At 70.0% G+C, this 21,249-nt stretch carries 18 protein-coding genes and 1 pseudogene; 12 read left to right on the top strand and 7 right to left on the bottom strand.

The window, feature by feature from the left end:
- A pseudogene (locus tag FZ103_RS24950) lies at window positions 1–1,286 on the bottom strand (hypothetical protein); the annotation flags it as partial.
- A gap of 485 nt (window positions 1,287–1,771) precedes the next feature.
- Here FZ103_RS24950 and FZ103_RS19215 point away from each other — a divergent pair.
- Window positions 1,772–4,030: a germacradienol/geosmin synthase gene (locus tag FZ103_RS19215; RefSeq protein ID WP_156003048.1), complete on the top strand. Its 2,259-nt coding sequence runs from the start codon at window positions 1,772–1,774 to the stop codon at window positions 4,028–4,030.
- A gap of 39 nt (window positions 4,031–4,069) precedes the next feature.
- On the opposite strand, the gene FZ103_RS19220 is transcribed toward FZ103_RS19215, so the two are convergent.
- Window positions 4,070–4,411 carry a DUF6507 family protein gene (locus FZ103_RS19220; RefSeq protein WP_156003049.1) on the bottom strand — a complete coding sequence of 114 codons (342 nt, stop codon included), beginning with the start codon at window positions 4,409–4,411 and terminating at the stop codon, window positions 4,070–4,072.
- Between the two features lie 30 nt (window positions 4,412–4,441).
- Window positions 4,442–4,915 carry a hypothetical protein gene (locus FZ103_RS19225; RefSeq protein WP_156003050.1) on the bottom strand — a complete coding sequence of 158 codons (474 nt, stop codon included), beginning with the start codon at window positions 4,913–4,915 and terminating at the stop codon, window positions 4,442–4,444.
- Window positions 4,916–5,100: 185 nt separating this feature from the next.
- On the opposite strand from FZ103_RS19225, the gene FZ103_RS19230 reads away from it, so the two are divergent.
- From FZ103_RS19230 to FZ103_RS19260, 7 genes are all read left to right on the top strand, one after another.
- Complete coding sequence (locus FZ103_RS19230) at window positions 5,101–5,436, top strand: hypothetical protein (protein ID WP_156003051.1); 336 nt, start codon at window positions 5,101–5,103, stop codon at window positions 5,434–5,436.
- A 26-nt stretch (window positions 5,437–5,462) separates the two neighbouring features.
- Window positions 5,463–5,765 (top strand): pore-forming ESAT-6 family protein, encoded by a 303-nt coding sequence (locus FZ103_RS19235; RefSeq protein ID WP_156003052.1) that lies wholly within the window; start codon window positions 5,463–5,465, stop codon window positions 5,763–5,765.
- A 339-nt stretch (window positions 5,766–6,104) separates the two neighbouring features.
- Window positions 6,105–7,190 carry a TNT domain-containing protein gene (locus FZ103_RS19240; protein WP_156003053.1) on the top strand — a complete coding sequence of 362 codons (1,086 nt, stop codon included), beginning with the start codon at window positions 6,105–6,107 and terminating at the stop codon, window positions 7,188–7,190.
- 85 nt (window positions 7,191–7,275) lie between these two features.
- Window positions 7,276–8,601 (top strand): type VII secretion integral membrane protein EccD, encoded by a 1,326-nt coding sequence (eccD, locus tag FZ103_RS19245; protein ID WP_156003054.1) that lies wholly within the window; start codon window positions 7,276–7,278, stop codon window positions 8,599–8,601.
- A gap of 42 nt (window positions 8,602–8,643) precedes the next feature.
- The gene (locus tag FZ103_RS19250) at window positions 8,644–9,552 is read left to right on the top strand and encodes a hypothetical protein (protein ID WP_156003055.1); all 909 of its coding nucleotides are present in this window, start codon (window positions 8,644–8,646) and stop codon (window positions 9,550–9,552) included.
- A 2,923-nt stretch (window positions 9,553–12,475) separates the two neighbouring features.
- A complete protein-coding gene (locus FZ103_RS19255; protein WP_156003056.1) occupies window positions 12,476–12,691 on the top strand; it encodes a hypothetical protein in 216 nt (71 codons plus the stop codon).
- A 358-nt stretch (window positions 12,692–13,049) separates the two neighbouring features.
- Window positions 13,050–13,880 carry an SAM-dependent methyltransferase gene (locus tag FZ103_RS19260; RefSeq protein WP_156003057.1) on the top strand — a complete coding sequence of 277 codons (831 nt, stop codon included), beginning with the start codon at window positions 13,050–13,052 and terminating at the stop codon, window positions 13,878–13,880.
- 176 nt (window positions 13,881–14,056) lie between these two features.
- Here the strand turns inward: FZ103_RS19260 and FZ103_RS19265 are convergent, their stop codons facing one another.
- The gene (locus FZ103_RS19265) at window positions 14,057–14,524 is read right to left on the bottom strand and encodes an SRPBCC domain-containing protein (protein ID WP_255430162.1); all 468 of its coding nucleotides are present in this window, start codon (window positions 14,522–14,524) and stop codon (window positions 14,057–14,059) included.
- Window positions 14,525–14,711: 187 nt separating this feature from the next.
- On the opposite strand from FZ103_RS19265, the gene FZ103_RS19270 reads away from it, so the two are divergent.
- Window positions 14,712–15,347 carry a maleylpyruvate isomerase family mycothiol-dependent enzyme gene (locus FZ103_RS19270; protein WP_156003058.1) on the top strand — a complete coding sequence of 212 codons (636 nt, stop codon included), beginning with the start codon at window positions 14,712–14,714 and terminating at the stop codon, window positions 15,345–15,347.
- A 501-nt stretch (window positions 15,348–15,848) separates the two neighbouring features.
- Here FZ103_RS19270 and FZ103_RS19275 read toward each other — a convergent pair.
- The 3 genes from FZ103_RS19275 to FZ103_RS19285 form a co-directional block, all read right to left on the bottom strand.
- On the bottom strand, window positions 15,849–16,205 hold the full coding sequence (locus FZ103_RS19275; RefSeq protein WP_156003059.1) for a hypothetical protein: 357 nt from the start codon (window positions 16,203–16,205) through the stop codon (window positions 15,849–15,851).
- A gap of 692 nt (window positions 16,206–16,897) precedes the next feature.
- Window positions 16,898–18,220, bottom strand: a complete 1,323-nt coding sequence (locus FZ103_RS19280; protein WP_156003060.1) for a hypothetical protein — start codon at window positions 18,218–18,220, stop codon at window positions 16,898–16,900.
- A gap of 252 nt (window positions 18,221–18,472) precedes the next feature.
- Window positions 18,473–18,892, bottom strand: a complete 420-nt coding sequence (locus FZ103_RS19285) for an ATP-binding protein (RefSeq protein ID WP_156003061.1) — start codon at window positions 18,890–18,892, stop codon at window positions 18,473–18,475.
- A gap of 156 nt (window positions 18,893–19,048) precedes the next feature.
- On the opposite strand from FZ103_RS19285, the gene FZ103_RS19290 reads away from it, so the two are divergent.
- The 3 genes from FZ103_RS19290 (at window position 19,049) to FZ103_RS19300 (ending at window position 21,145) form a co-directional block, all read left to right on the top strand.
- A complete protein-coding gene (locus FZ103_RS19290; RefSeq protein WP_156003062.1) occupies window positions 19,049–19,357 on the top strand; it encodes a putative quinol monooxygenase in 309 nt (102 codons plus the stop codon).
- A complete protein-coding gene (locus FZ103_RS19295) occupies window positions 19,354–20,562 on the top strand; it encodes a helix-turn-helix transcriptional regulator (protein WP_186356544.1) in 1,209 nt (402 codons plus the stop codon). Before FZ103_RS19290 ends, FZ103_RS19295 begins: the two co-directional genes overlap by 4 nt.
- Window positions 20,563–20,713: 151 nt before the next feature.
- A complete protein-coding gene (locus FZ103_RS19300) occupies window positions 20,714–21,145 on the top strand; it encodes a plasmid replication, integration and excision activator (protein WP_156003063.1) in 432 nt (143 codons plus the stop codon).
- Window positions 21,146–21,249: the final 104 nt, after the last annotated feature.

A 21,249-nucleotide genomic window follows, 5' to 3' on the forward strand; every position in this document is an offset into this window, starting at 1 on the left:
CGCGGGTTGGCCAGCGCCTTGACCACGCCGGCACCACCCAGCGCCATACTCCCGATGTTCAGCACCGACTGCGTGATCACATACCCCGGCCGATCCCCCCACTCGCGCCAGGGCACCACCGCGTGGGCGAACTCCGTCCAGCCCGAGGAGAAGTTGCCCCACCACTCGCCGAAGGAGCTCACCCCCCAGCCGTCCTTGCCGTAGAAGCCAACGAGGCTGCCCAGGCCGTTGAGAGTGTCGCCCCAGTTGTTCTTGAGGTTGCTGCCCCACTCACTCCAGGAGCTCACACCCCAGCCGCCCTCGCCGTAGAGGCCCACCAGAGCACCCAGGTCCTCGGCGATACCCACACCGAAGTCCTTGATGCCGTTGCCGACGTCCTCCCACCACGGCGCATCATGCTCCTGCGGCGTCACCCACGGCGTCTCGATGTCCTTCAACGCCTCACTCGTGCCGTGCGCCACCTGGTTGGCACCCAAGGAGCCCTGCTCACCCGGCTCGGTGGCCACGAACGTCGTGCCCCCGAACAACGCGGTGATCGTGTTGGCGCACTCCCGCTCGGCCCGCTGATACTCAAACACCGCCTGCAGGATGTCGTTGTTCAGCGAGTCCAGCTCATTGATCTTGTCCTCGTCCTCACGCCAGTCCTCATCACCGGAGATCTTGGACTGGAACGACTCCGCATCGGCCTTCAGCGTCTGCAACCGCCTCTTGATCGGCCGCACATCGTTGGCGAAGTTGATCAACGCCGTGCCCACCGAGGTGACCGCCCCGTCGAAGTCGTCGCCCTTGGTCGCCACCGGATCGATCGCCGCAAACAGCGTCTCCTGCTCCGGAGCCGAGTAGATCCCCTGCAGCCCCTGCCAGGAGGACTTGATGTCCTGACCCGCCTGGGACACATCGTCCCCGTCGCCCTTGAGCTTCTCCCCGGCCTTCTCCACCGCATCGCAATCGACCGGGGGAATCGGGACGTCCTCGGGACTGATCACCTTCTCACTCAAAACGCCACCGCCGGGCGGCCGCACATCGTTGGCGAAGTTGATCAACGCCGTGCCCACCGAGGTGACCGCCCCGTCGAAGTCGTCGCCCTTGGTCGCCACCGGATCGATCGCCGCAAACAGCGTCTCCTGCTCCGGAGCCGAGTAGATCCCCTGCAGCCCCTGCCAGGAGGACTTGATGTCCTGACCCGCCTGGGACACATCGTCCCCGTCGCCCTTGAGCTTCTCCCCGGCCTTCTCCACCGCATCGCAATCGACCGGGGGAATCGGGACGTCCTCGGGACTGATCACCTTCTCACTCAAAACGCCACCGCCGGAACTCGCAGGATGTCTACACGCACGCGGACACGACCGCGGGACAGGGGGTCGTCAGCAGGATTCCACTCGCTCCGCGTTTCCCCAAGCGCACTGTCCGTTTCCGGCCAGCGCACAGACCTGATCGCGGCCCTCCGATTCCCGTATCGCGCGGAACCGGGCGAGGCGCGCAGCAGGGGCGGACGATCCGTTCGCTCAGCGCCGGACCGGACGGCCGACCGCGTCACCGCTGGCACTCTCACTCTCCGCTTCCGTCGCCTACGGGGTGCACTTCCGATCGGACGCACACCGCCCGCGAAAAGTTGCATTGATCCCGCACTTCGCATATCAGGCTTCCTCCGCCGCCACATCCGCCTCACCGGGAGCGTTCGCGAATCGACACATCCGGCCGATACAGCGTGCGACCAATAGAATTCGCAGGGTAGAGACACCCCGGTCGGTCGATGAGAGTAGGTACGCGGATGAACGCGTTCACACTGCCCGACTTCTATCTGTCGCACCCCGCTCGCATCAATCCGCACGTCGAGCGGTCCCGCCGGCACACGGTGGACTGGGCGCGGCGCATGGGGATGCTGGACACCCCCGCCCCCAGAGGCGGCCTCGTCTGGGACGAACACGACCTCGCCGTCATGGACTACGCGCTGCTGTGCGCTTACACCCACCCCGACTGCGACGGCCCCACGCTCGACCTGATCACCGACTGGTACGTCTGGGTGTTCTTCTTCGACGACCACTTCCTGGAGCTGTTCAAATACTCCGGCGACCTCGCCGGCGCCCAGGCCTACCTCGACGGACTCGAACGCTTCATGACCGCCGCGGACGGCGAGTCCCCCGAACCCGCCAACCCCGCCGAAGCCGGCCTGCGCGACCTCTGGCAGCGCACGGTCCCGCACCGGTCCGACGACTGGCGGCAGCGCTTCATCCGCAGCACCCACAACCTGATGGTCGAGTCGCTGTGGGAGCTCGACAACATCAACCGGAACCGGGTGGCCAACCCGATCGAGTACATCCAGATGCGCCGCCGGGTCGGGGGCGCTCCGTGGTCGGCCAACCTGGTCGAGGTCGCCGCGGGCGCCGAGGTCCCGCCGGAGATCGTCGGCTCGCGGCCCGTCACCGTGCTCGTCGACACCTTCGCCGACGCCGTGCACCTGCGCAACGACCTGTTCTCCTACCAGCGCGAGGTCGGCGAGGAGGGCGAGAACTCCAACGCCGTGCTCGTCTTCGAGCGGTTCTTCGGCTGCTCCACCCAGGAGGCCGCCGAACTCGTCAACGACCTGCTCACCTCGCGCATGCTGCAGTTCGAGGACACCGCACTGATCGAGACGCCCGCGCTGCTGGCCGAACACGGCCTGCCGCCGGACCGGCAGGCAGCCGTGGCCGCGTTCGCCAAGGGCCTGCAGGACTGGCAGGCCGGCGGGCACGAGTGGCACGCGCGCTCCAGCCGGTACATGAACGACGGCGCCACCGCGCGCTCGGGCGGGCTCAGCGGCCCGACCGGCCTGGGCACCTCGGGCGGCCGTCCGGCCTTCTCCTCGATCGGGCCGGGCCTGCGCCGCAGGTCCCGCCAGCACTCCCAGCCCCTGCTGCCGCAGACTGGCAGTCTGGAGTGCGAACCGCTGTACATGCCCTTCCCGATCCGCCGCAGCACGCACCTGGACGACGCGCGCGCCTATGCCGTGGGCTGGGCCCGCGACATGGGCATGCTCGCATCCGTCCCCGGGGCCGGCACCGGCGCGGTCTGGACCGAGCAGGAGTTCATCGATCTCGACCTCGCCTACTGCGCGTCGATGATCCACGCAGACGCCGACCCCGAGCAGCTCCACCTCTCCAGCGACTGGCTGGCCTGGGGCACCTACGGCGACGACGCCTACCCCCGGTGGTTCGGCGCCACCCGCAACCTCCAGGCCGCGAAGCTGCAGAACGAGCGGCTCGCGCTGTTCATGCCGCTGGACTCCGACGAGGCCGTCCCCGAGCCCGCCAACCCGATCGAACGCGGCCTGGCCGACCTGTGGCGCCGCACCACCGCGCCCTGGACCCCCGCCGCACGCCGCCGGTTCCGCCCCGTGGTGGAGACCATGACCGACAGCTGGCTGTGGGAGCTGCACAACCAGGCGCAGAACCGGGTGCCCGACCCCGTCGACTACATCGAGATGCGCCGCCGCACCTTCGGCTCGGACATGACCATCAGCCTGGCGCGGCTCGCGCACGACGAGGAGGTCCCCGAGGGGATCTACGAGACGCGCACGCTGCGCGAACTCGAAACCGCCGCGCAGGACTACGCCTGCTTCCTGAACGATCTGTACTCCTATCAGAAGGAGGTCGAGTTCGAGGGAGAGGTCCACAACCTGGTCCTGGTGGTCGAGAACTTCCTCGACGTCGGCCGCGAGACCGCGCGCGACATCGTCGTCGACCTCGCGCGCGCCCGCATGGAGCAGTTCGAACACATCCTCGCCACCGGGCTCGAGGACCTTCTCGACCAGTGGGGCCTCGACGACCGCGCCCGCGCCGTCATCACCGGCCACGCCGAAGGCCTCAAGGACTGGATGTCGGGAATCCTGGAGTGGCACCGGTCGTGCCTGCGGTACAAAGAGGACTACCTGCGGCGCAAGCACGCCCCCGACCCCCGGCGGGGGTTCTCCTGGGGACCCACCGGGCTGGGTACCGCTGCGGCCCGCATCGGGCGGCCGCCGGTCGCCGCGGGGGGCGGCGCGCGCAGCTGATCCGCGTCCGCGGGCCGGCCGCGCGGCGCGGCCGGCCCGTCAGAGGTCGAGGTCGTCGATGTTGCCGGCGTTGCCCTGGGCGTCGGAGGCCATCTGCAGGTTGCCGTTCAGGTACGCCGTCGTGGCGTCGACGCAGCCCTTGATGCAGCTGCCGCTCTTGAGCACCATCTCCTGCAGCGTGGTGCCGTACTCGCCGACGAACTCCTCCAGGGCCGTGCCGATGGGGCCGCTGGCCGCGGCCGTGCCGGCCTCGCCGATGTGGGTTCCGAACGTCTCGATCTTGGCGACCAGGCCCCCTTCGCCGTCCGCGCCGGCGACGTGGGAGCCGACCGTCTGCACGACCCCGTTGACCTCAGAGACCTGAATGTCCCACTTGCTCATCGGTTCCGGTTCCCTCCTCCTGCGCGGGCCTCAACGCCGGTCGTCGAAGATTGGGCGTATCCCGGGCGCGCCCGGTTCCATTGTCGGCCCAGCCGGCGGCCCGCCGCCCGCCGCACGGCCCCATGCGGCCGATGCCGGCGGTGCGAAACCGGCGTGATCGGTGCTGAACCGCTCGGCGCGGAAACTGGAGGGCGGGGGCGCGGAATGGCCGGAATCGGCCACCGGTGCTTCGAGGTCGGCGACCTGCTGCTCCAGCTTGGACAGGCTGTCTCGGATCAGCGCGGCGTCCTGCTTGACCTGCGCACTCAGTCGCCGGGTCGAGGCCTGGAGCCGCTTCTGGGGGTCCTGCTCGGCCTCGCCCGCCTCATCGGAATCGGCGTCCTCGGCCGGACCGCCGGATTCGGCCAGGTCGGGGTCGTCGAATTCCTCGGCGCCCGGGTCGGCGGGCGCCGCGGATCCGTCGTCATCGGGCCATTCAGCGGGATCGACGAGTTCGAACTTCATGCGGTCGCCCCCCACAGGTGCGCACGTAACCGTCCGGTGCTTCCCACTGCCGTCGGCAGGTTCGACCAATATAATTTAGCGGCGATTCCTCCCGTTTACCGTCGACTCCGGATCGCCGGAACCGGTGACCCGGCGGAGGCGTCCAACCGCGGAAGACTGCAGGTAACCGAGGAGCAGGTGAACAGATGTCACGTTGGGACTTCGGCGATCAGACCCTCATCACCCTGACCCGCAACACCTCGGGCACGGGCGACGAGCTCGGCACCCTGATCACGCAGCTGATCGACGCCGCCGAGCCCCTGGCCGGACGGTTCAACGGCTCGGGCAAGGCGGCCTTCGACTCGTTCAAGGCGCGCGCGGACCAGATCACGGCCGACCTCAACGCCGGTCTGACCAACATCAACCAGGGTCAGGGCGGGATGCAGGCCGCATTTTCGACCGGTAACCAGACCATGGCCGACGACGCCAACAAGAACATGGGCGCCGCGAACTTCGACGCCGCCAAGTTCCGTACGGCCTGACCCCACCGCGGTTGAGGAGGACCCCCATGTCGACCGGACGCAACAGCTACGACATCGGCGCCTCGCAGGAGGCGCAGACCAACATCCACTCGATCATGACGCGCCTGGAAGGCCTGATCGGCGAGCACCAGGGCGACGTGACCACCGCGATGTCCGACTTCATCGCCGACGGCGTCGACGATGAGTACAGCGCCAAGGAGCAGAAGTGGCACGACGCCGCCAACGAGGTGCGTGAGATCATCCGGCTGGTGCGCGAGACCCTGGAGACCAACGACGGCACCGCTCAGGAGTCCCTGAGCAAGGCGAACGCCGCCGTCCAGGGAATCTAGGCGGCGGGCGCGGCGCCTGCGAACCGGTCTTCCGCCGGGATCGCCCCGGCCGCCGGTCGGCGGCCCCGCGCCGGGCCCGCCGCGCTCCGCTCGAACCGCCGGCGGGTCGGCGCCCCGGGGCGTCGGCCGCCGCCCCTCTCTCCCCCGGATCGGGCGGCCGCGAACCCGCCGCTCGTCCTCCGCGGCGCCCCGAGCGCCGCCCGCCCCGCGCTGTCCGCGGGCCCGCGAACGCCCCGTACTCTGGCGGGTGACCTCGCTTCAGCACGCCCTGCGGCCGCCACACGGCCTGCCCCAGCCGCCACGGACCGTATCCGCCGCCCGCTTTCGGAAGGAGGCTTGATGGCCCGCGACTACGACAGCCAACTGCTCGAATCGGTCGCCGTGCGCCGCAAGCGGCTCCGGGAGGCGGTCCTCTTCGGTCCCCAGCGCACCCGCAGACTCCTCGACGAGAACATCGGCAAGATCATCACCGGGCTGGTCATCTCCGCCGTCGCCTGCGCGGGCAGCGTGGGCTGGTCGTTCCTGCAGAGCCAGCTCAGCAGCCAGGAGGAGGCCGCCCAGGCCCAGGAACAGGCCCAGGCCCCACCTCCGGCCGCGCCGTCGGCCCCCGTTCCCGCCGACTGGGTGGGCGGCGAGGTCACCATGGACATGCTGGCCGCCGAACTCGACGACGCCGGCGTGCCGCCCGAGCTCTACGTGCTGCCGGGCGAACCGCAGCCGCCGGCCGGCACCGCCACCAGCTACTACCTGGTGACCGAGAACGAGCGCGGCTACTCCGCGGGCATCGTCGAGTACGAGCAGGGCCGCACCGGCATGGACTTCCCGACCGAGGACGAAGCGGCCCGCTGGGTCTACGGCGAACTCGTCCTCGTCGACGCCGACCCCAAGGCCCTGACCGCCGCCGCGGAGAACAAGGGGCGGCAGAAGACGGAGAAGGCCGTTCGCGAGGTCCGCAAGCAGCTCCGCGAGGGCACCGGCGGCAGCGTCCAGTACACCCTGCGGCCGGGCACGCTCGTCGACGCCTTCGGCCAGGAGAGCGGCTCCCTGCTCTTCCCCGACGGCCAGCCCTTCAGCGAGCGCGGGCTGCCCGAGATCGCGCGCGGCACCGCGCCGGGCGACACCAGCCCCGCGCCGTCGCCGCAGGAGACCGGCACCTCGGCGCCGTCCGCGCCCGCCGAGAGCCCCGAAGCCCAGACCGGGACCGAGGCGGCCACCCCGGCCGAGAGCTACCACCGATACCGTGTGATCCACCCCTTCAAGGTCGACGCGTCGCTGTCCCCCAACGAGGGCGCCAACCCGGGCGGAGGCGTCCGGTTCACCGTCGAGGCAGGCGGGTTCGTCCAGCCCCCGGCGCTGCCGAGCATCCGCTGGCTGCTGAGCAACGGCTACCTCGAACGGGTCGAGGTGACCCGGGTGCCCGCCTGACCCCCGGCCGCGACCGCGGCGGCGTCCCCCACCCCCTGCGCCGACCGGGCAGGGACCGCAGCGAAGAAGTGATGGGAAAGGCTCGATGACGTCCTGGAGCCGCGTGACACTCGTCGGCGAGAACCGCCGGGTCGACGCCGTCCTGCCTGCTCAGGAGCCGATCGGAGCGCTGATGCCCGAGGTGCTGAGGCTGCTGGGCGACCAGGTGCGCAACCCCGCCCTGCCGGTGCACCTGACCACCGCCTCCGGCGTGCACCTCGACGGCGACTCCACGCTGGCCGACCGCGGCGTCTCCGACGGCGACGTGCTGCGTCTGGTCCGCGTCGACGAGCCCGTCCCGGCGCCCGTCGTCCACGAGGTGCCCGACGCGGTGGGCGACGTCCTCGACGGCAACCTCGGGCGGTGGAACCCCGCCGCCGCCCGGTGGAGCGCCACCGGTGCCGTCACCGTACTGGCCCTGGCCATCGGCGCCCTGCTGTGGACGGGCACCGGCGGAGCGTCCGGGGTCCTCGCGCTGAGCGCCAGCGCGGCGGCGCTGCTCGGACTGGGCTTGACGCTCGCGGCGACCTGGCGCGAACCCGCGGGCACCGCGCTCGCGATCGCCGGCGGGGCGCTGGGCGGAGAAGCGCTCTGGCTGGCCGCGGGTGTCTACGGCTGGCCGGGCTGGGCGCTGTGGTGCGGGCTGGCGGCCATCGCCGGCGCCGTCGTGATCGGACTGGGGCTGACGACTCCGCTGGGCCGCGGCGGGACCATCGGCGGCGCCGTCACACTGGCGCTGACGGCGGTGTGGGCCGGCGGTTCGGCCCTGGGCATGCCGGTCTCCCAGGTGGGCGCCGCGGTCGCGATCGCATGCGTGGTGGTGCTCAGCCTGGTCCTGCGCTTCGCCATGGCCATGTCCGGGCTGACGGCGCTGGACGACCGGCGCGGCGGCGGCTCGGCGGTGGCGCGCAGCGACGTCATGACGGCGCTGGCCAACGCCCACCGCACGATGACGATCGCCACCGTCGCGGCCGCCGTGTCGGCGGGGGTGGCCGGGGTCGGGCTGGCCGCGGACCTCGGCGGGTGGACGGCGGCGCTGGCCGGCCTGCTGGCGATCGTCATAGGCAGCCGGTCGCGGCTGTTCCCCCTCATCCTGCAGAAGGCGCCGCTGATGGCGGCGGCGCTGGCGATCGTCGTCGCGCTGGCCTTCGCCTGGGTCGAGCAGTCGGCCTGGGCGCTGTGGCCGGCGATCGGAGGGCTGCTGGCGGTGCTGCTCATCCCGGCCGTGGTGCTCTCCTCCGACCCGGCCGACCACACCCGGGCGCGGCTGCGGCGCATCGCCAACCGGTTCGAGGCGGTGGCGGTGATCGTGCTGATCCCGGTGGCGATCGGGTCGTTCGGCACCTACGAACGCCTCATCAACACCTTCTGACGTCGGATCCCACCCTCGGCACACGTTCCCGGAGGCCAGACGATGCACGACAGCGCGGAACCGTCCGCCGGCACGGCCGCCGCCCGCGCCGCCAGGCACGGTGACTCGCTGCTGCGCCGGTTCGGCCGCGGGGCCGTGCGCCCGTTCCGGCCGCCGGAGGACGTGCTGGTGCCGATCCGGCTGGGGCGGGAGCTGCAGCGGCCGGTGACCACCGGGCGCCGCGTCGTGGTCAGCCGGCCGCAGGGCTGGGCGGCGGAGAGCACGGTGACGGCGCTGCTGGCGCTGGTCTTCGCGCACTTCCGCTACGACCGGGTGCTGGCGCTGGACCTGGGTCCGGGCAACAGCGGGCTGGGGCCACGGCTGGGGGTGCCGGCGTCCGCCGCGCCGGGGCTGGCGGGGGGCGCGATCGAGTCGGACTCCTTCGACGACGTGGCGACGTGCCTGGAGCCGATCGGCGACGGGCTGTGGCTGCTGCCCGGGTTGCAGGAGGAGATGGCGCAGGGGCGGCTGGACGCGAACGCCTACCAGGGGTCGGTGCTGCCGCTGACCCGGTTCTTCGGGCTGACGGTGATCGACCGCGCCGCCGACATGTCCGACGGGCTCAACCGGGCCGCGCAGGCCAGTGCGCACGTCCACGTGCTCGTGGTGCCCTCCACCCGCGAGGGCGCGGCGAGCATCGGACGCGCCTTCGACTGGATGACCGCCAACGGCGCCGAGTCGCTGCCGCACCGTATCGTCGTGGTGTTCACCGAGCAGTCGCGCGGGCAGGATCCCGCCTTCGACTTCCGGGGATCCGCGGCGATCCTGCGCGGGAGCGGGGCCGAGGTGTTCCGGCTCGGCTTCGACCGGCACCTCGCCGAGGGGACGCGCATCGACCCGGCCCGCGTCTCCGCCGCCACACACGCCACAGCGACCCGGATCGCGGCGGAATGTCTGCGCCGATCCCTGTGACGGCCGTGCCGCGGTGGGGATCCGCGGCGGCCCGATCCGTGTGACGATGACTACCGGGGCGCGATGAGTGCGCCGCGCCCGAACCGACGCCCGGGAGTGCCCGACGATGCTCGACCGACCGCCGAACGGAGAGAACGGGGAACCGCAGGAGCCGGCCCCGAACACACCGGAGGCACCACAGGACGGCGCCTCCCCGTACGCGGACTTCGACGCGCCTCCGCCGCCCTATGCCCGGTACGGGCCGCAGGAGTACCGGTCCGAGCAGCGGTCGGGAGGTCAGGCGCCGCCGTATCCGGAGCACACCGGCCGCCCCGGCCGCGGCCGCCACGCGGCCCAGGGGGATGCGGCGGACGGCAACCCCTACCGCCTGCCGGGGCGCGGCGAGCAGGGGGGCCGCAGCGCTGATCCCGCTCAGCAGCGGCCTGGCAGTGGGCCGCAGCGGCCGCCGGACGGCGGGACATCGGGGCAGCAGGGGCAGCAGCAGGTCGGCGGGACGCCCGCGGCAGGCCGCCCGGCTCACCCTCAGGCGAGCCCGCAGTGGCCCGGCAGCACGGCTGGATACGAGGCGCCCCGGCAGTCCGGGGCCTCCGCGGCCCCCAAGCCGGAAGACCAGACGACCCCGCTGAACCGCTCCGCCACCCCGGCGCACCCGGCGGCCGGTCCCCAGCAGTCGGGCACCGCCCGCCCCGCGACCGGACCGCAGCAGGCCGGCAGCACGCCCGGCCCCGGCTCGGCGAGCCCGGCCACCGGGGCCCGGCAGCAGAGCGGCAGAACCGGCAACCCCCGTCCGGTCACCGGTCCGCAGCAGCCGACTGCGAACGCGGAGGGAGGCACGGGGCGCCCTGGCACCGGTCCCCAGCAGTCGGGGGCCGCCCGCCCCGCAACCGGACCGCAGCAGGCCGGCAGCACGGCCCATCCCGGATCAGCGAACCCGGCTTGGGATACCCACCAGCCCAGCGGCCCGCAGGGGTCCCGCACCCCATACCCCGCCTCCGGGCCGCAGCGATCCCACGCCCCGCACCCCGACACCGGGGGGCACCGGCCGTCCAGTGGCACCCAGGACACCAGCACCGCGCGGCCGGGCACCGCCCGCCCCGCGACCGGACCCCAGCAGGCCGAGGCACCACGCCCTGACACGGGCGCACAGTCGCCCGGCAGCCCAGCCCGCCCCCACACATCTCAGGCCTCCGCCGGACCTCAGCAGGCGAGCGGTACGCAGGGCGCCACCTCCGCGCGGCCGGCCACCGGTCCCCAGCAGTCGGGCACCGCCCGACCTGCGACCGGGCCCCGGCAATCGGCCACCGACCCGGCAACCGGCACCGCGCAGTCCGGTACCGGTTCCGCGCAGCACAGCGGTACGCAGGACACCCCCGCCCGGCCGGCCACCGGTCCGCAGCAGCCCCGGTCCCCCCGCCCGAACACGGGGCCGCAGCAGGTGGCGGGTTCCGCCGATTCCGGGGAGCCGAATCCGGAGGACGAGACGACGCCGCTGCGGCGTTCGTCGACTCCGGAGAAGTCCGGTCCCGCCCGGCCTGCGACCGGGCGCCAGGCTCACAGCGGCGCTTCGGGGACGGGCTCGGCGCAGGGCGTTTCCGGACCGCAGCATCCCGGCACGACCGCGGCCGGCTCCGGCCCGGCGCGCCCGAGTACCGGTCGGCAAGGGCCGGGCGGCGGCGAGCAGCCCGATCGGCTCGGGGAACCCGAGGCTGCCGAGCAGACCGTGCTCCTGCCGCCCGTCGACGCATCGGCGCCACCCGCGACCCCGCGCCCCACCGCCGAGTCCTGGGGCGGGCAAGCCGGTCCGCCGGAATCTGACGCTCGGCGCCCGGCGACCGGGCCTCAGGCGTCCGGGGCGACCCCGCAGGCACCGGGCACAGACCAGGGGCGGCCCCCGCAGGAATCAGTGACGGCGCGCCCGGCAACCGGACCGCAGTCGTCAAACCCCCCATCGGGAACCGGCCCGCGCCAACCGCAAGCAGCGCGGCCGGCAACTGGACCGCAGGGCTCGCCCGGCGCCCCCGGATCGCGCGCCGGTTACCCGGCGACCGGTTCTCCACAGCCGGGTGCAGGGGCCGCTCCGCAGGCGGAGGAGCCCAAGCCGGAAGAGCAGACCGTCAACCTGCAGCGCATCGACGCTTCGGCCACCGACACGGCCGGGCCTCCCCTGCCCTCGGTCCGACCGCGCCGGGTAGGCGGTTCGGGACGTGCCGAGCAGGCGGACCGGTCGGCCCAGGAGCATTCTGAGCGATCGCGGTACGAGCCGGACCGGAAAGCTCCGGAGGGAGACCGGCGTTCCGCCGGGACCCGATGGCCGGGGCAGGCGCCCGGGTCGTCTCCGACGGGTCCGGGCGGAGGCGCAGCGCAGCCCGGCCGGGACCGCCCGGCGCCCGGGCCGCAGCAGACCGCCGGACCGGAACAGGACCGTGAGCGGCAGGCCGCTCACGGAGCGGAGGGATACCGGCGTCCCCAGCCCGAGGGGCAGGCGGGAACCCGGGAACAGGCGGCTCAGCCGCGCCCGGCGACCGGACCGCAGCGGCCGGAGGTGCGTCCCGATACCGGTCCCCAGCAAGCCGGTACGGCCTATCATCCGCCGGCCGATCCGTCCGCAGGCGCTGCGGACCGGACCGCGCAACCGGGTGAGACGGCGCGGCAGGCGCCCGCTTCGGGGCCGCAGGCCGCGTTCCGGCAACAGGCGCCCGCCTCGGGGCCGCAGGCGGCGTTCCGGCAGCAGACTCCCTCCGCGGGTTCGCCGTCGCCGCACGAGCGGCCGCCGTCGTCGGCGCCTTCGGCCGGATACCCCGCCGCAAGCGCCGCCTCCGCTCAGGCGCCGCCGGGAGCGGACACTGCGCTGTCCCACGTCGCGCCGGTTCCGCCCGCCGAGCACCCGTCCGGGCCGCAGGCCGGCTACGCGGCCGGGCACTCGGTGTCTGCCGTCGCGGGCTCCGCGGAGGCTCGGGCCTTCATCGAGGGGACGAACCCTGCTCCGTCCTCGCCGGCGCGCCCCGCGCCCGGTCGGCCCGACTCCTACGAGCGCCGTCTGCGCGAGCTGCCCGGAGTCCCCGTCTCGCTGCTGCCCAGGGCTCTCTACAAGGCGACCGGCGGCAGGATCCGCCTGGGCGGCCGCACACGCGCCGGGTAGCCGGGGAGCACCGGCCGCGGCGGGCGACCAGCGGGGCGCCCGGATTACAGGATGCCGGTGCGCCGCGCCAGAGCGCGGGCGCGTCCACAACCGGCCCGCGCCCGCAGAGGCCCGTTCCGCGCCGACGGGCGTGCCGGCACATGGGCACGTCCGTGAGCGATGCTTCCGCGCTGAAGTGGTGGAACTGCGGCACGGTGAACCGCGCGCGGCGCCGGACAGGACCCCCGCGCCCCGCGGGGGTCCTGTCCGGCGCATGCGCGCCAGTCGTAATCCCGAACATCGAGGGTGACGAAGCAGCACCCGTGTCGGGCAAAATGTGCTGTCTCACGGCCAATCGCGTTCTGAGGAGACGGCCCCGATGAGCACCGATCCCGGTCAGGACGGGGGGCACGGCGTCCCGACCGTGCCCAGCGCGGCCCGCCTCTACGACTACTACCTCGGCGGCAAGAACAACTTCGCAGTGGACCGCGAGCTCGCGGCGAAGATCGAGTCGCAGGTCCCCGAGATCAAGCAGATGGCGCGCGCGAACCGGCGGTTCCTCACTCGCGCGGTGGAGTACATGGCCCGCCAAGGGATCGATCAGTTCCTGGACATCGGCTCCGGCCTGCCCGCGTCGGACCCGGTCCACGAGGTCGCGCGCCGGCACAGTCCCGAGGCACGCGTGGTCTACGTCGACCACGACCCCGTGGTGCGGGTCCACGCCGAGGCGCTGCTGGCGGACCGGGCCGAAATCACGGGCGTCATCCAGGCGGACATGCGCGATCCGGAGGGCATCTTCGCCGACCCGGCGCTCACCGGCCGCATCGACCCCGACCGCCCGGTCGGGCTGCTGCTCGTCGCGATGCTGCACTTCCTGCAGGACCACGAGGATCCCTACGGCCTGCTTCGGCGCTACCTGGAGCGGCTGCCGGCCGGCTCCTTCGTGGCCATCAGCCACGTCGAGAACGAGACGGCCCCCGAACGCGCCGCCGCCCTGGAGCGGTTCTACGCGAGCACCAGCTCACCAGGCCAGACCCGCTCCCGCGCGGAGATCGCCCGCTTCTTCGAGGGCCTGGAACTCGTCGACCCGCCCGGCCTCGCCCACGGCGGCGACTGGACCACCGACCCCTCGCCCGTCGTCGACGCCGACGACCACATCCCGCCGGAACAGGCCTGGGGCCTGGCCGGAGTGGCCCGGATCCCCGGGTAGTCCTTACCGGAGGCGGGATTGGCCGGGCTCGGCGCGGCCGTCCCTCGGGACGTTCTCGGCGACGAACCCGGCCCTGCGGATAAGAGCGGCGGGCGGGCGGCTCGGCGCCTCGCCCCGCGTGCTGCGGCGGACGAGAGCCGGCGGCCCCCGACCGGGACGCGGGCGAGACCTTCGCCTCAGCCCGCCTCGTCCACGACCCGCGCAAGCTCGTCGAGGCAGCGCACCCAACCGGCCTCGGTCTGCTCCGCCCAGGTGCTGTCGGCGAAGGAATGGACGAAGACCAGCCGGCAGCCGTCGCCGTCGGGCTCCAGTTCGATGCGCAGCCCTTGGGTGCCGGCCTCCTCGTCGTGCTCCTGGAACGCGAAGACCCGTGGCGGCAGGAACTCCGTGATCTCCGCCCGCAGTTCGGTGCCGTCCTCGTCGCTGAACCGGATGGTTCCTCCGACGCGGGGATCGAACTCCGTTGCGGTGAAGGGGTACCACCGGCTCAGGTGCTCCGGCTCGGTGACGGCCCGCCACACCTTCTGCGGCGGGTGCGCGAAGCGCCGCTCGAAGCGCAGCTCCCACTCGTCCCCGACGGGGCGCAAGGCGTCGCTCATGGTCTCCTCCTTCGTATCGGCCTGACCCGGCGTCTTACGTTCCATACCAGCAATATAACCAGACAGGAATATACAAGCCAACACACACACCGCGCGAGCGAACGATTGACCGGGTCCTGCCGCGAGTCCATACTTCCGGATCAGCGGCGCGAAGCGGTCCGGCCGGGGCGGCCGCGGCCGCCCCGGCCGGCTCATCGCATCGGCCGGACCCGCGATTCGTTGAGGCGGCACTATGGCGCAGCAGGGCGACGGAACCGATGTGCTGTCCATGGCCATGCGGGAACGCGCCGAATTCGCAGACCTGCTCGACTCACTGCCACCGGAGCAGTGGGAAGCCCCGAGTCTGTGCGAGGGCTGGCGCGTCCGCGACGTCGCCGCCCATGTGATCAGTTACGAGGAGCTGGGGTGGCCCCGCACCGTCCTGCGGCTCCTCCGCGCCGGTTTCAACCCCGAGAAGGCCAACGCGATCGGCGTCGCCGAGTACTCCCGCAGCCCCGCCGAACTCGTGCGCCTCATGCGCACCTACGAGCGCCCCCGCGGGCTAACCGCGATACGCGGAGGCATGATCGCCCTCGTCGACGGGATGATCCACCAGCAGGACATCCGCCGCCCACTCGGCCTTCCCCGCGACATCCCGCACGACCGGCTCCGCACCGCGCTGCGGTTGGCCCTGCAGGCCCCGCCCATCGGAGCGGCCAAGCGCGCCAGGGGCCTGACCCTGGTCGCCGACGACCTCCACTGGACGACCGGCAGCGGCCCCGAGGTACGCGGCCCGGGCGAGGCCCTCCTGATGTCGATCGCGGGACGCCCCGACGCACTGCCGGACATCGACGGCCCTGGCCGCCACCAGCTGGCGGAACGCATGTGAATCGCGCGGCAGGACCGGCTTGCCTGGAGGGTGCGAGCGAGCTGTTTCGCGCCACGGCTCTGACCGGCTACTACGGCCACAAAAGAGCCGACGAGAGGACTTGGCCCCCTAACCCGCAAGAGATCGAGGCGGTGCATGCGGCGCACCGCAGCCGCCCGCGGTCGGCAACGACGCACTAACCGCGTAGATCTCCGCGATCCCACCGGCCCATCACCTGTCCGGACCGCAGGCCGGCCACGCCGGAGGCGGCGGATCCGTTTGGGCGGTCGCCGGCTCCGGGGAGGCCAGGGCGTTCCTCGAAGGGGGCAGCGTCCCGCCCGCAACTCCCGAGCGCCCGGCCGGTCGACCCGACTCCTTCGAACGACGACTGCGCGAACTCCCCGGAGTCCCGGTTTCACTGCTTCCGCGGGCGCTTTACAAGGCGACGGGCGGCAAAATCCGCCTGGATTCCGGTGCCAGGTAACCGTCGGCTGTCCGCTCCGGCCGTTCGCGGAGGTGCTGCTAACCGGGCTTCGGAACCCACGGCATGGCTTCGCGCCATCCGGGGCGATCATGCGCCCAGTCCATCATCACTGCGGCGATCGGTTCCGGCCCGAACATCTCGAACGGCCTTGGAGCGTAATGAGCCTGGAAGTGCCTGTCGGCGCTACCTTCGCGATACTCCACCTGATAGCTCATGTCGTCGTTCAGGTACGCCTGCATGTAGTGCTGGTCCACGGGCTCCAGGTCGAGCCGTTCAAAGATCACGAACCGGTTGTGCAGCGTCATATCGGCGAGTAGGTCATGCAGCGCGTCCTTCGCCGGATCCTCCACAACGCGCCCGCCATCGACGATTGCCCGCAGCCGTGGTTTCGCCATACCGGCAACCCTATTAGCACCCGCATGCACATCCGCCGCTCGCTCCCGCCGGGCGGCGGTGTCATGTCAAGGCTTCGACCAGCGAATACGGGCATGAAAAGAGCCGACGAGGGGACTTGAACCCCTAACCTATCGTTAGCCTGCGGGGGTGCCGCTGGGGTGCGGCCACTCCCCCGGACGGCCGCTGAGCTGGGCGTCGGCCTGTTCGCCGGTTCGCACCGTTTCCCGGTCCTTCTCGGTGCCGTGTGCATCTAATGTGCATCCGCTCGGGACCTCAGCCACCGCAGCAACCAGCACCGACGGGGCGGCTACGCGCGCACGCGCAACCACTCTTTCGGCAACCGCAGTAGCGAGCAACCACGGTCCCGGTCCGAGGTGCTCGGTCGCGCCGGTGCCGGCAACCCGAGACAGACAGAGTCGCGCGACCGAGTGCCTCGGGACTTAGAGCGCCAGTGACCATAGGGCGGCTTCCGATGCGGACCTGTCGACGCTCTGGCTGGCCGTGCTCCGGCGACGGCGCGACCCAGATGGGGCGGATGTGGTCCAGGCGGCGCGCGGTGCTGCGGCCCCCGGCGGCCGTCCGCACGCTCGGGACCGGGCGCCAGCCCGCAGCCCGAGCGGCGGACGGCAAGCCGGTAGCGACGGCGCGGAGCGCCGTCGCCTTGATCCCATACAGCCCAATTCGGCAGCAGTTACCGCTTCCATGGAACCTTTGCAACGTGGCCGAGACATTTGTTGTCGTCGGTAAAGCTCCGATATGCACCGAGATAACCGATGTAGGACAGTATTCCCAACAACAAATATTCCTGTGAGAGTCGCCATGCGGAGTACCATTGATCCGTAGTGAATTTCGGATCACCCTTCTTTGGATGAATGACTCGATTCCGCATGTACGTTATCAATTCAGGACCATTTTTCTTGCCCTTTGGTTTAGTGCCACTGAAATTGCTAATATGTGACGGAATTTGAGTTGGAATCTTCTGTCTTGTTAAGAATTTGGTGATCTTCTTGTGTGCAGGCCATTTATTACTATTATTGTAATCCTTTTCAGATAGCAATTTCCCTTCTTCCACAAGATCCATCCAGCTCAGCAACTCGAGTCCTGATTGAGATACAGAAAGAGCCGTCTCTAGCGGATTGGGTTTGTTTGCGCCTAAGTAGTAATTCGTTGCCATGAACAATGGGCGGTGCCGCTCCTGTCTGAGCCACACGTCCTCGTAAGCCGCGTAGGCTTCAATGAATATCGAAGCCCAAGAAGGGTCCGCGAATTGATGGCATCCCTTCCAAGGGTCAGAACGAAAACTCTTCCAACTTGCCCAGACCTTATGGCCAGACTCATCGAGGCCGACAGGAATCGTCGGGCTAACCCACCTTCCTGTACAGAAACTTAGAAAATGGCGGAGGAGTATTGCGGCATCGTTGGCCTCGTCCACGGTAAAGAGTGAATTGTCGGATCGGATAATCTTTCCGACATGGGTAAACGCATAAGAGGACGATCGCTTTGCCGATGCCTTTCGATTCTTTAGGTCTTCTAGTGGGTCGATAATAAAACTCCACCTCTTACCTGTAAGGTGGAGACGACCACGTCGATAGGATGTACCGAAACTTACCCACTCGCCTATCACATCGTGAAAGTTTGGAAGTAGGAAGTGCACTTCCTTAAGGTTATTACTGGGTGGTTCCGCCTCATAGTCGGTTATGATCCCGTCGGGTTCCGCCTGTTGGACAGAGATTTCAGTCGGTATATCCAAGGGACTATCGACTGGGACGGCGTTTGGTGGATCATCGCAAGAGAGTTGCAGGTCGAGAAGAGGGAAATCATCATTGGCCTCGTCAAGGTAATAATGCGCCCCTGGGGTTGGACTCCAATCCCAGAATATGCTTCCCTCGCGCACTAACGCCTTATCCTTACCCTGTATTCTAATTGGCCCCCTGTATAGAGCAACAGGATCTTGGGGGTTTCCAGTCAGTTCATGCAAGGGCCGCAAAGCTTCCTCGTTTGTTGGTGGCCTCATATTTTCTTCCTAACGACAAAGGGAGCGACCTATTCCTTACATAATTGCTACCACGGAATAGTAAATGGAATTTGGCTGGTTGATTCGACTGTCGAGTGTCACTCTAATAGTCGGTCATCTTGGCTCAAGGTGGCGCCATGCTTCACTACGCCGATTTTATATAGGTAGAGGGCCTCGCACAGCCGAAGCGCTCTGTCTTCAGAGCCAAAGACTGGACGCTCTCTAGTTATCGACGGTGTCCCCACCAACTACCTAGTGACACTGCACGACAGACCAGGTCATCCGCTCTGCGGGGCCACCTTGACTGCCCCAGCTCTTGGCGACGGCGTTGACGAGGTTCAGGCCGCGGCCGTGCTCGGTATCAGGGTTGGACTCGGCGAGATAGGGCGTGCGGATAGCACTGCCGGCATCGTGGACGGTGATCAGGGCTCCCTCATCGGCGGTGTGTTCGAGCATGACGAGGAAGCCGGTCGTCCAGGTGCCGGACTCGGTGTGCTGGATGGCGTTGGTGGCGAGTTCGCTGGCGACGAGGACGGCGTCGTCGGTCTGCGGGCAGTCGGCCAACCGGTTGGCGATGAACCTGCGTACGTCTCGCACGGATGACTGTGAACCGGGGAACCAGCGGCAGGCGGCGACGCGGGGGCGGTCGGCGTCGTTGGGGTGGAGGGTCATACGCCTCACCTCGGTGAGATCGGCAGATCACGAGACAGTGAGCTGCATGACTAGTACTATAAGTACGGCTACCGTACATTAGGTGCCTGGTACTTGCACTACGTTTGGAAGACAATTAGTGCGACTCAAGATGTCGACGTGAGGTGAGGAGACGCCATGTTCGGACTGGCGGTGCGGTTCACGCTGAAGGACGAGGACAGCGCGTCAGGCTTCGACGCGCTGGTGGCGGAGACGCTGCCGCAGATCCGCGAGAGTGAGCCGGGCACGCTCGTCTACGCGGTGCACACCGTGGAGGACAAGCCGCTTCAGCGGTACTTCTACGAGCTGTACCGCGACCGGGCGGCCTTCGACGCTCATGAGCAGCAGCCGCATGTGAAGCGGTTCCTCGACGCGCGCGGCCAGTACCTCGCCTCCGTGGAAGTGGACTTCCTGACGGCGCAGGATGCAAAGGGAGTCACCGGGTGAGCAACGAGTATCAGAAGGCGCTCGGGCGCAAGATCGCCCAGCACCGCAAGCGGCGCGGGCTCTCCCAACGGGAGTTCGCCGGCCTCGTCGACCGCTCGGAAGCCTGGGTCTCCCAGGTCGAGCGGGGCGTGCGCCGGATCGATCGCATGTCGGTGCTGGAAGCCGTCGCCGACGTGCTCGAAGTGCCGCTGTCGGAGTTGGCCGCCGAGTCGCCCATCGTCGCCTCGACCACCGAAGAGGCTCCCGGCAGTAGCCGCCTGCGTCTGGTGCTGAGCCGCGCTCACGCGCTGAGCGCCATCCTGGGCAACGGCGGCGGCACTCCCGACGTGGACGGCCTTCGGCAACGGACCGAGCAGGCGTGGACTCTGACGCACGCGGCCCGGTACCTGGAGCTGACGGAACTCCTTGAGGCGCTGGTGCCCGACCTGGAAGCCGCCGCGCGCTCGGTTCCCAACGGGGCGCGGGTGCCGTTGTTCCGCCTGCTCAATTCCACCTATCAGGCGTGCTCGTCGGCGCTGACCAAACTCGGCGAGTACGAGGCGGCGTGGATCGCGGCCGACCGGGCGATCACCGCGGCCGAGCGCGCGGACGATCCGCTGCTGATGGCCGCGGGTGAGTTCCGGCTGTGCCTGACATTCCAGGGAGCGGGCTACTACGAGCAGGTGGAAGCGACCGCCGGCACCTCGTGCGAGGCGCTGTCGGGCCTGGCCGACCGGGGTGATGTGGAGGCCATGTCGCTCTTGGGTGCGCTGACCCTGCAACGCGCTGTCGGTGCGGCCCGGCGCAATGAGGCGACCGCCGCCTATCGCCATATCGCACACGCCCGGTCGGTGGCCGAGCGGCTGGGCGGCGACCGCAACGACTACAACACCGAGTTCGGGCCGACCAACGTGTCCCTGCACGAGGTCGCCGTTGCGGTCGAGCTGGGAGACGCCGGGGTGGCGCTGCGGGCCGCTGACGGCGTCGACGCCTCGGGCCTGTCCTCGGAGCGCCAAGGCCGGTTCCTCATCGACGTGGCGCGTGCCCACCTTCAGCGCCGCAGCGCGGACGCAGCCGTCTCGGCGCTGGAGCGGGCCGAGCAGATCACCCCTGAGCAGGTGCGCAGTCATCCGCTGGTGCGCCAATCGCTCGGTGACCTGCTGACCATCCAGGACCCTCCGGGTCCGGCTCTGCAAGGGCTGGCCAGACGGGCGGGCGTACTTTGAGTACTAACTAGAACTCGAAGTACTAGACAAAACTAAAAGTACGGGTTAGCGTGTGGGCTATCGCCGATGGCCTTCCTGTTCTGGGAAGGGGCGATGGCCCGCACGCTTTCGTATGTCCGGCCCGCTCACCGGGCCGTAGAGAGGTAGAAGCATGGCGATTCAAGGTGCGCTGCCGGTGGAGTTCGGGACGGTGTTCCCGCACGGCGCCTACGCGCTCGGGGTGGAGCCGGTGACCGACTTCGAGACCAAGCGGCCGCAGCTCGACAAGAACACCGGATTGCCGCTGTGGGCGGTCGACGTGATCGACGCCGACCCCGAGGCGCGCGGCAAGGCCAAGAGCGTGAAGGTCAAGGTGGCCGCCGAGCACTGCCCGACGCTGCCCGACGAGGTTCCCGGCCTGCCGTTCCGGCCGGTGGAGTTCGAGCAGATGTCGGTCATGCCCTACGTCGACGACTCCGGGCGCCGCCCGCGCGTGGCCTACTCGCTGCGCGCACGCGGGGTGAAGACCCCCGGCGGCAACGGCGCCGCTTCGCGCAAGGCTCCCGCCGCTGCCGGTGCCTCCGGCTCCAAGGACGCGGGCTGAATCGTCCGCTGACCACAAAGCGGGGCGGCCTGGTGCGCCAACACCTTCGGCCGCCCCTTCAACCCCTCGTGAACTCGCCAAAGACCACAGAAGAGGTGTCTGTT

This window comes from Streptomonospora sp. PA3 (assembly GCF_009728995.1).
Taxonomy (GTDB): domain Bacteria; phylum Actinomycetota; class Actinomycetes; order Streptosporangiales; family Streptosporangiaceae; genus Streptomonospora.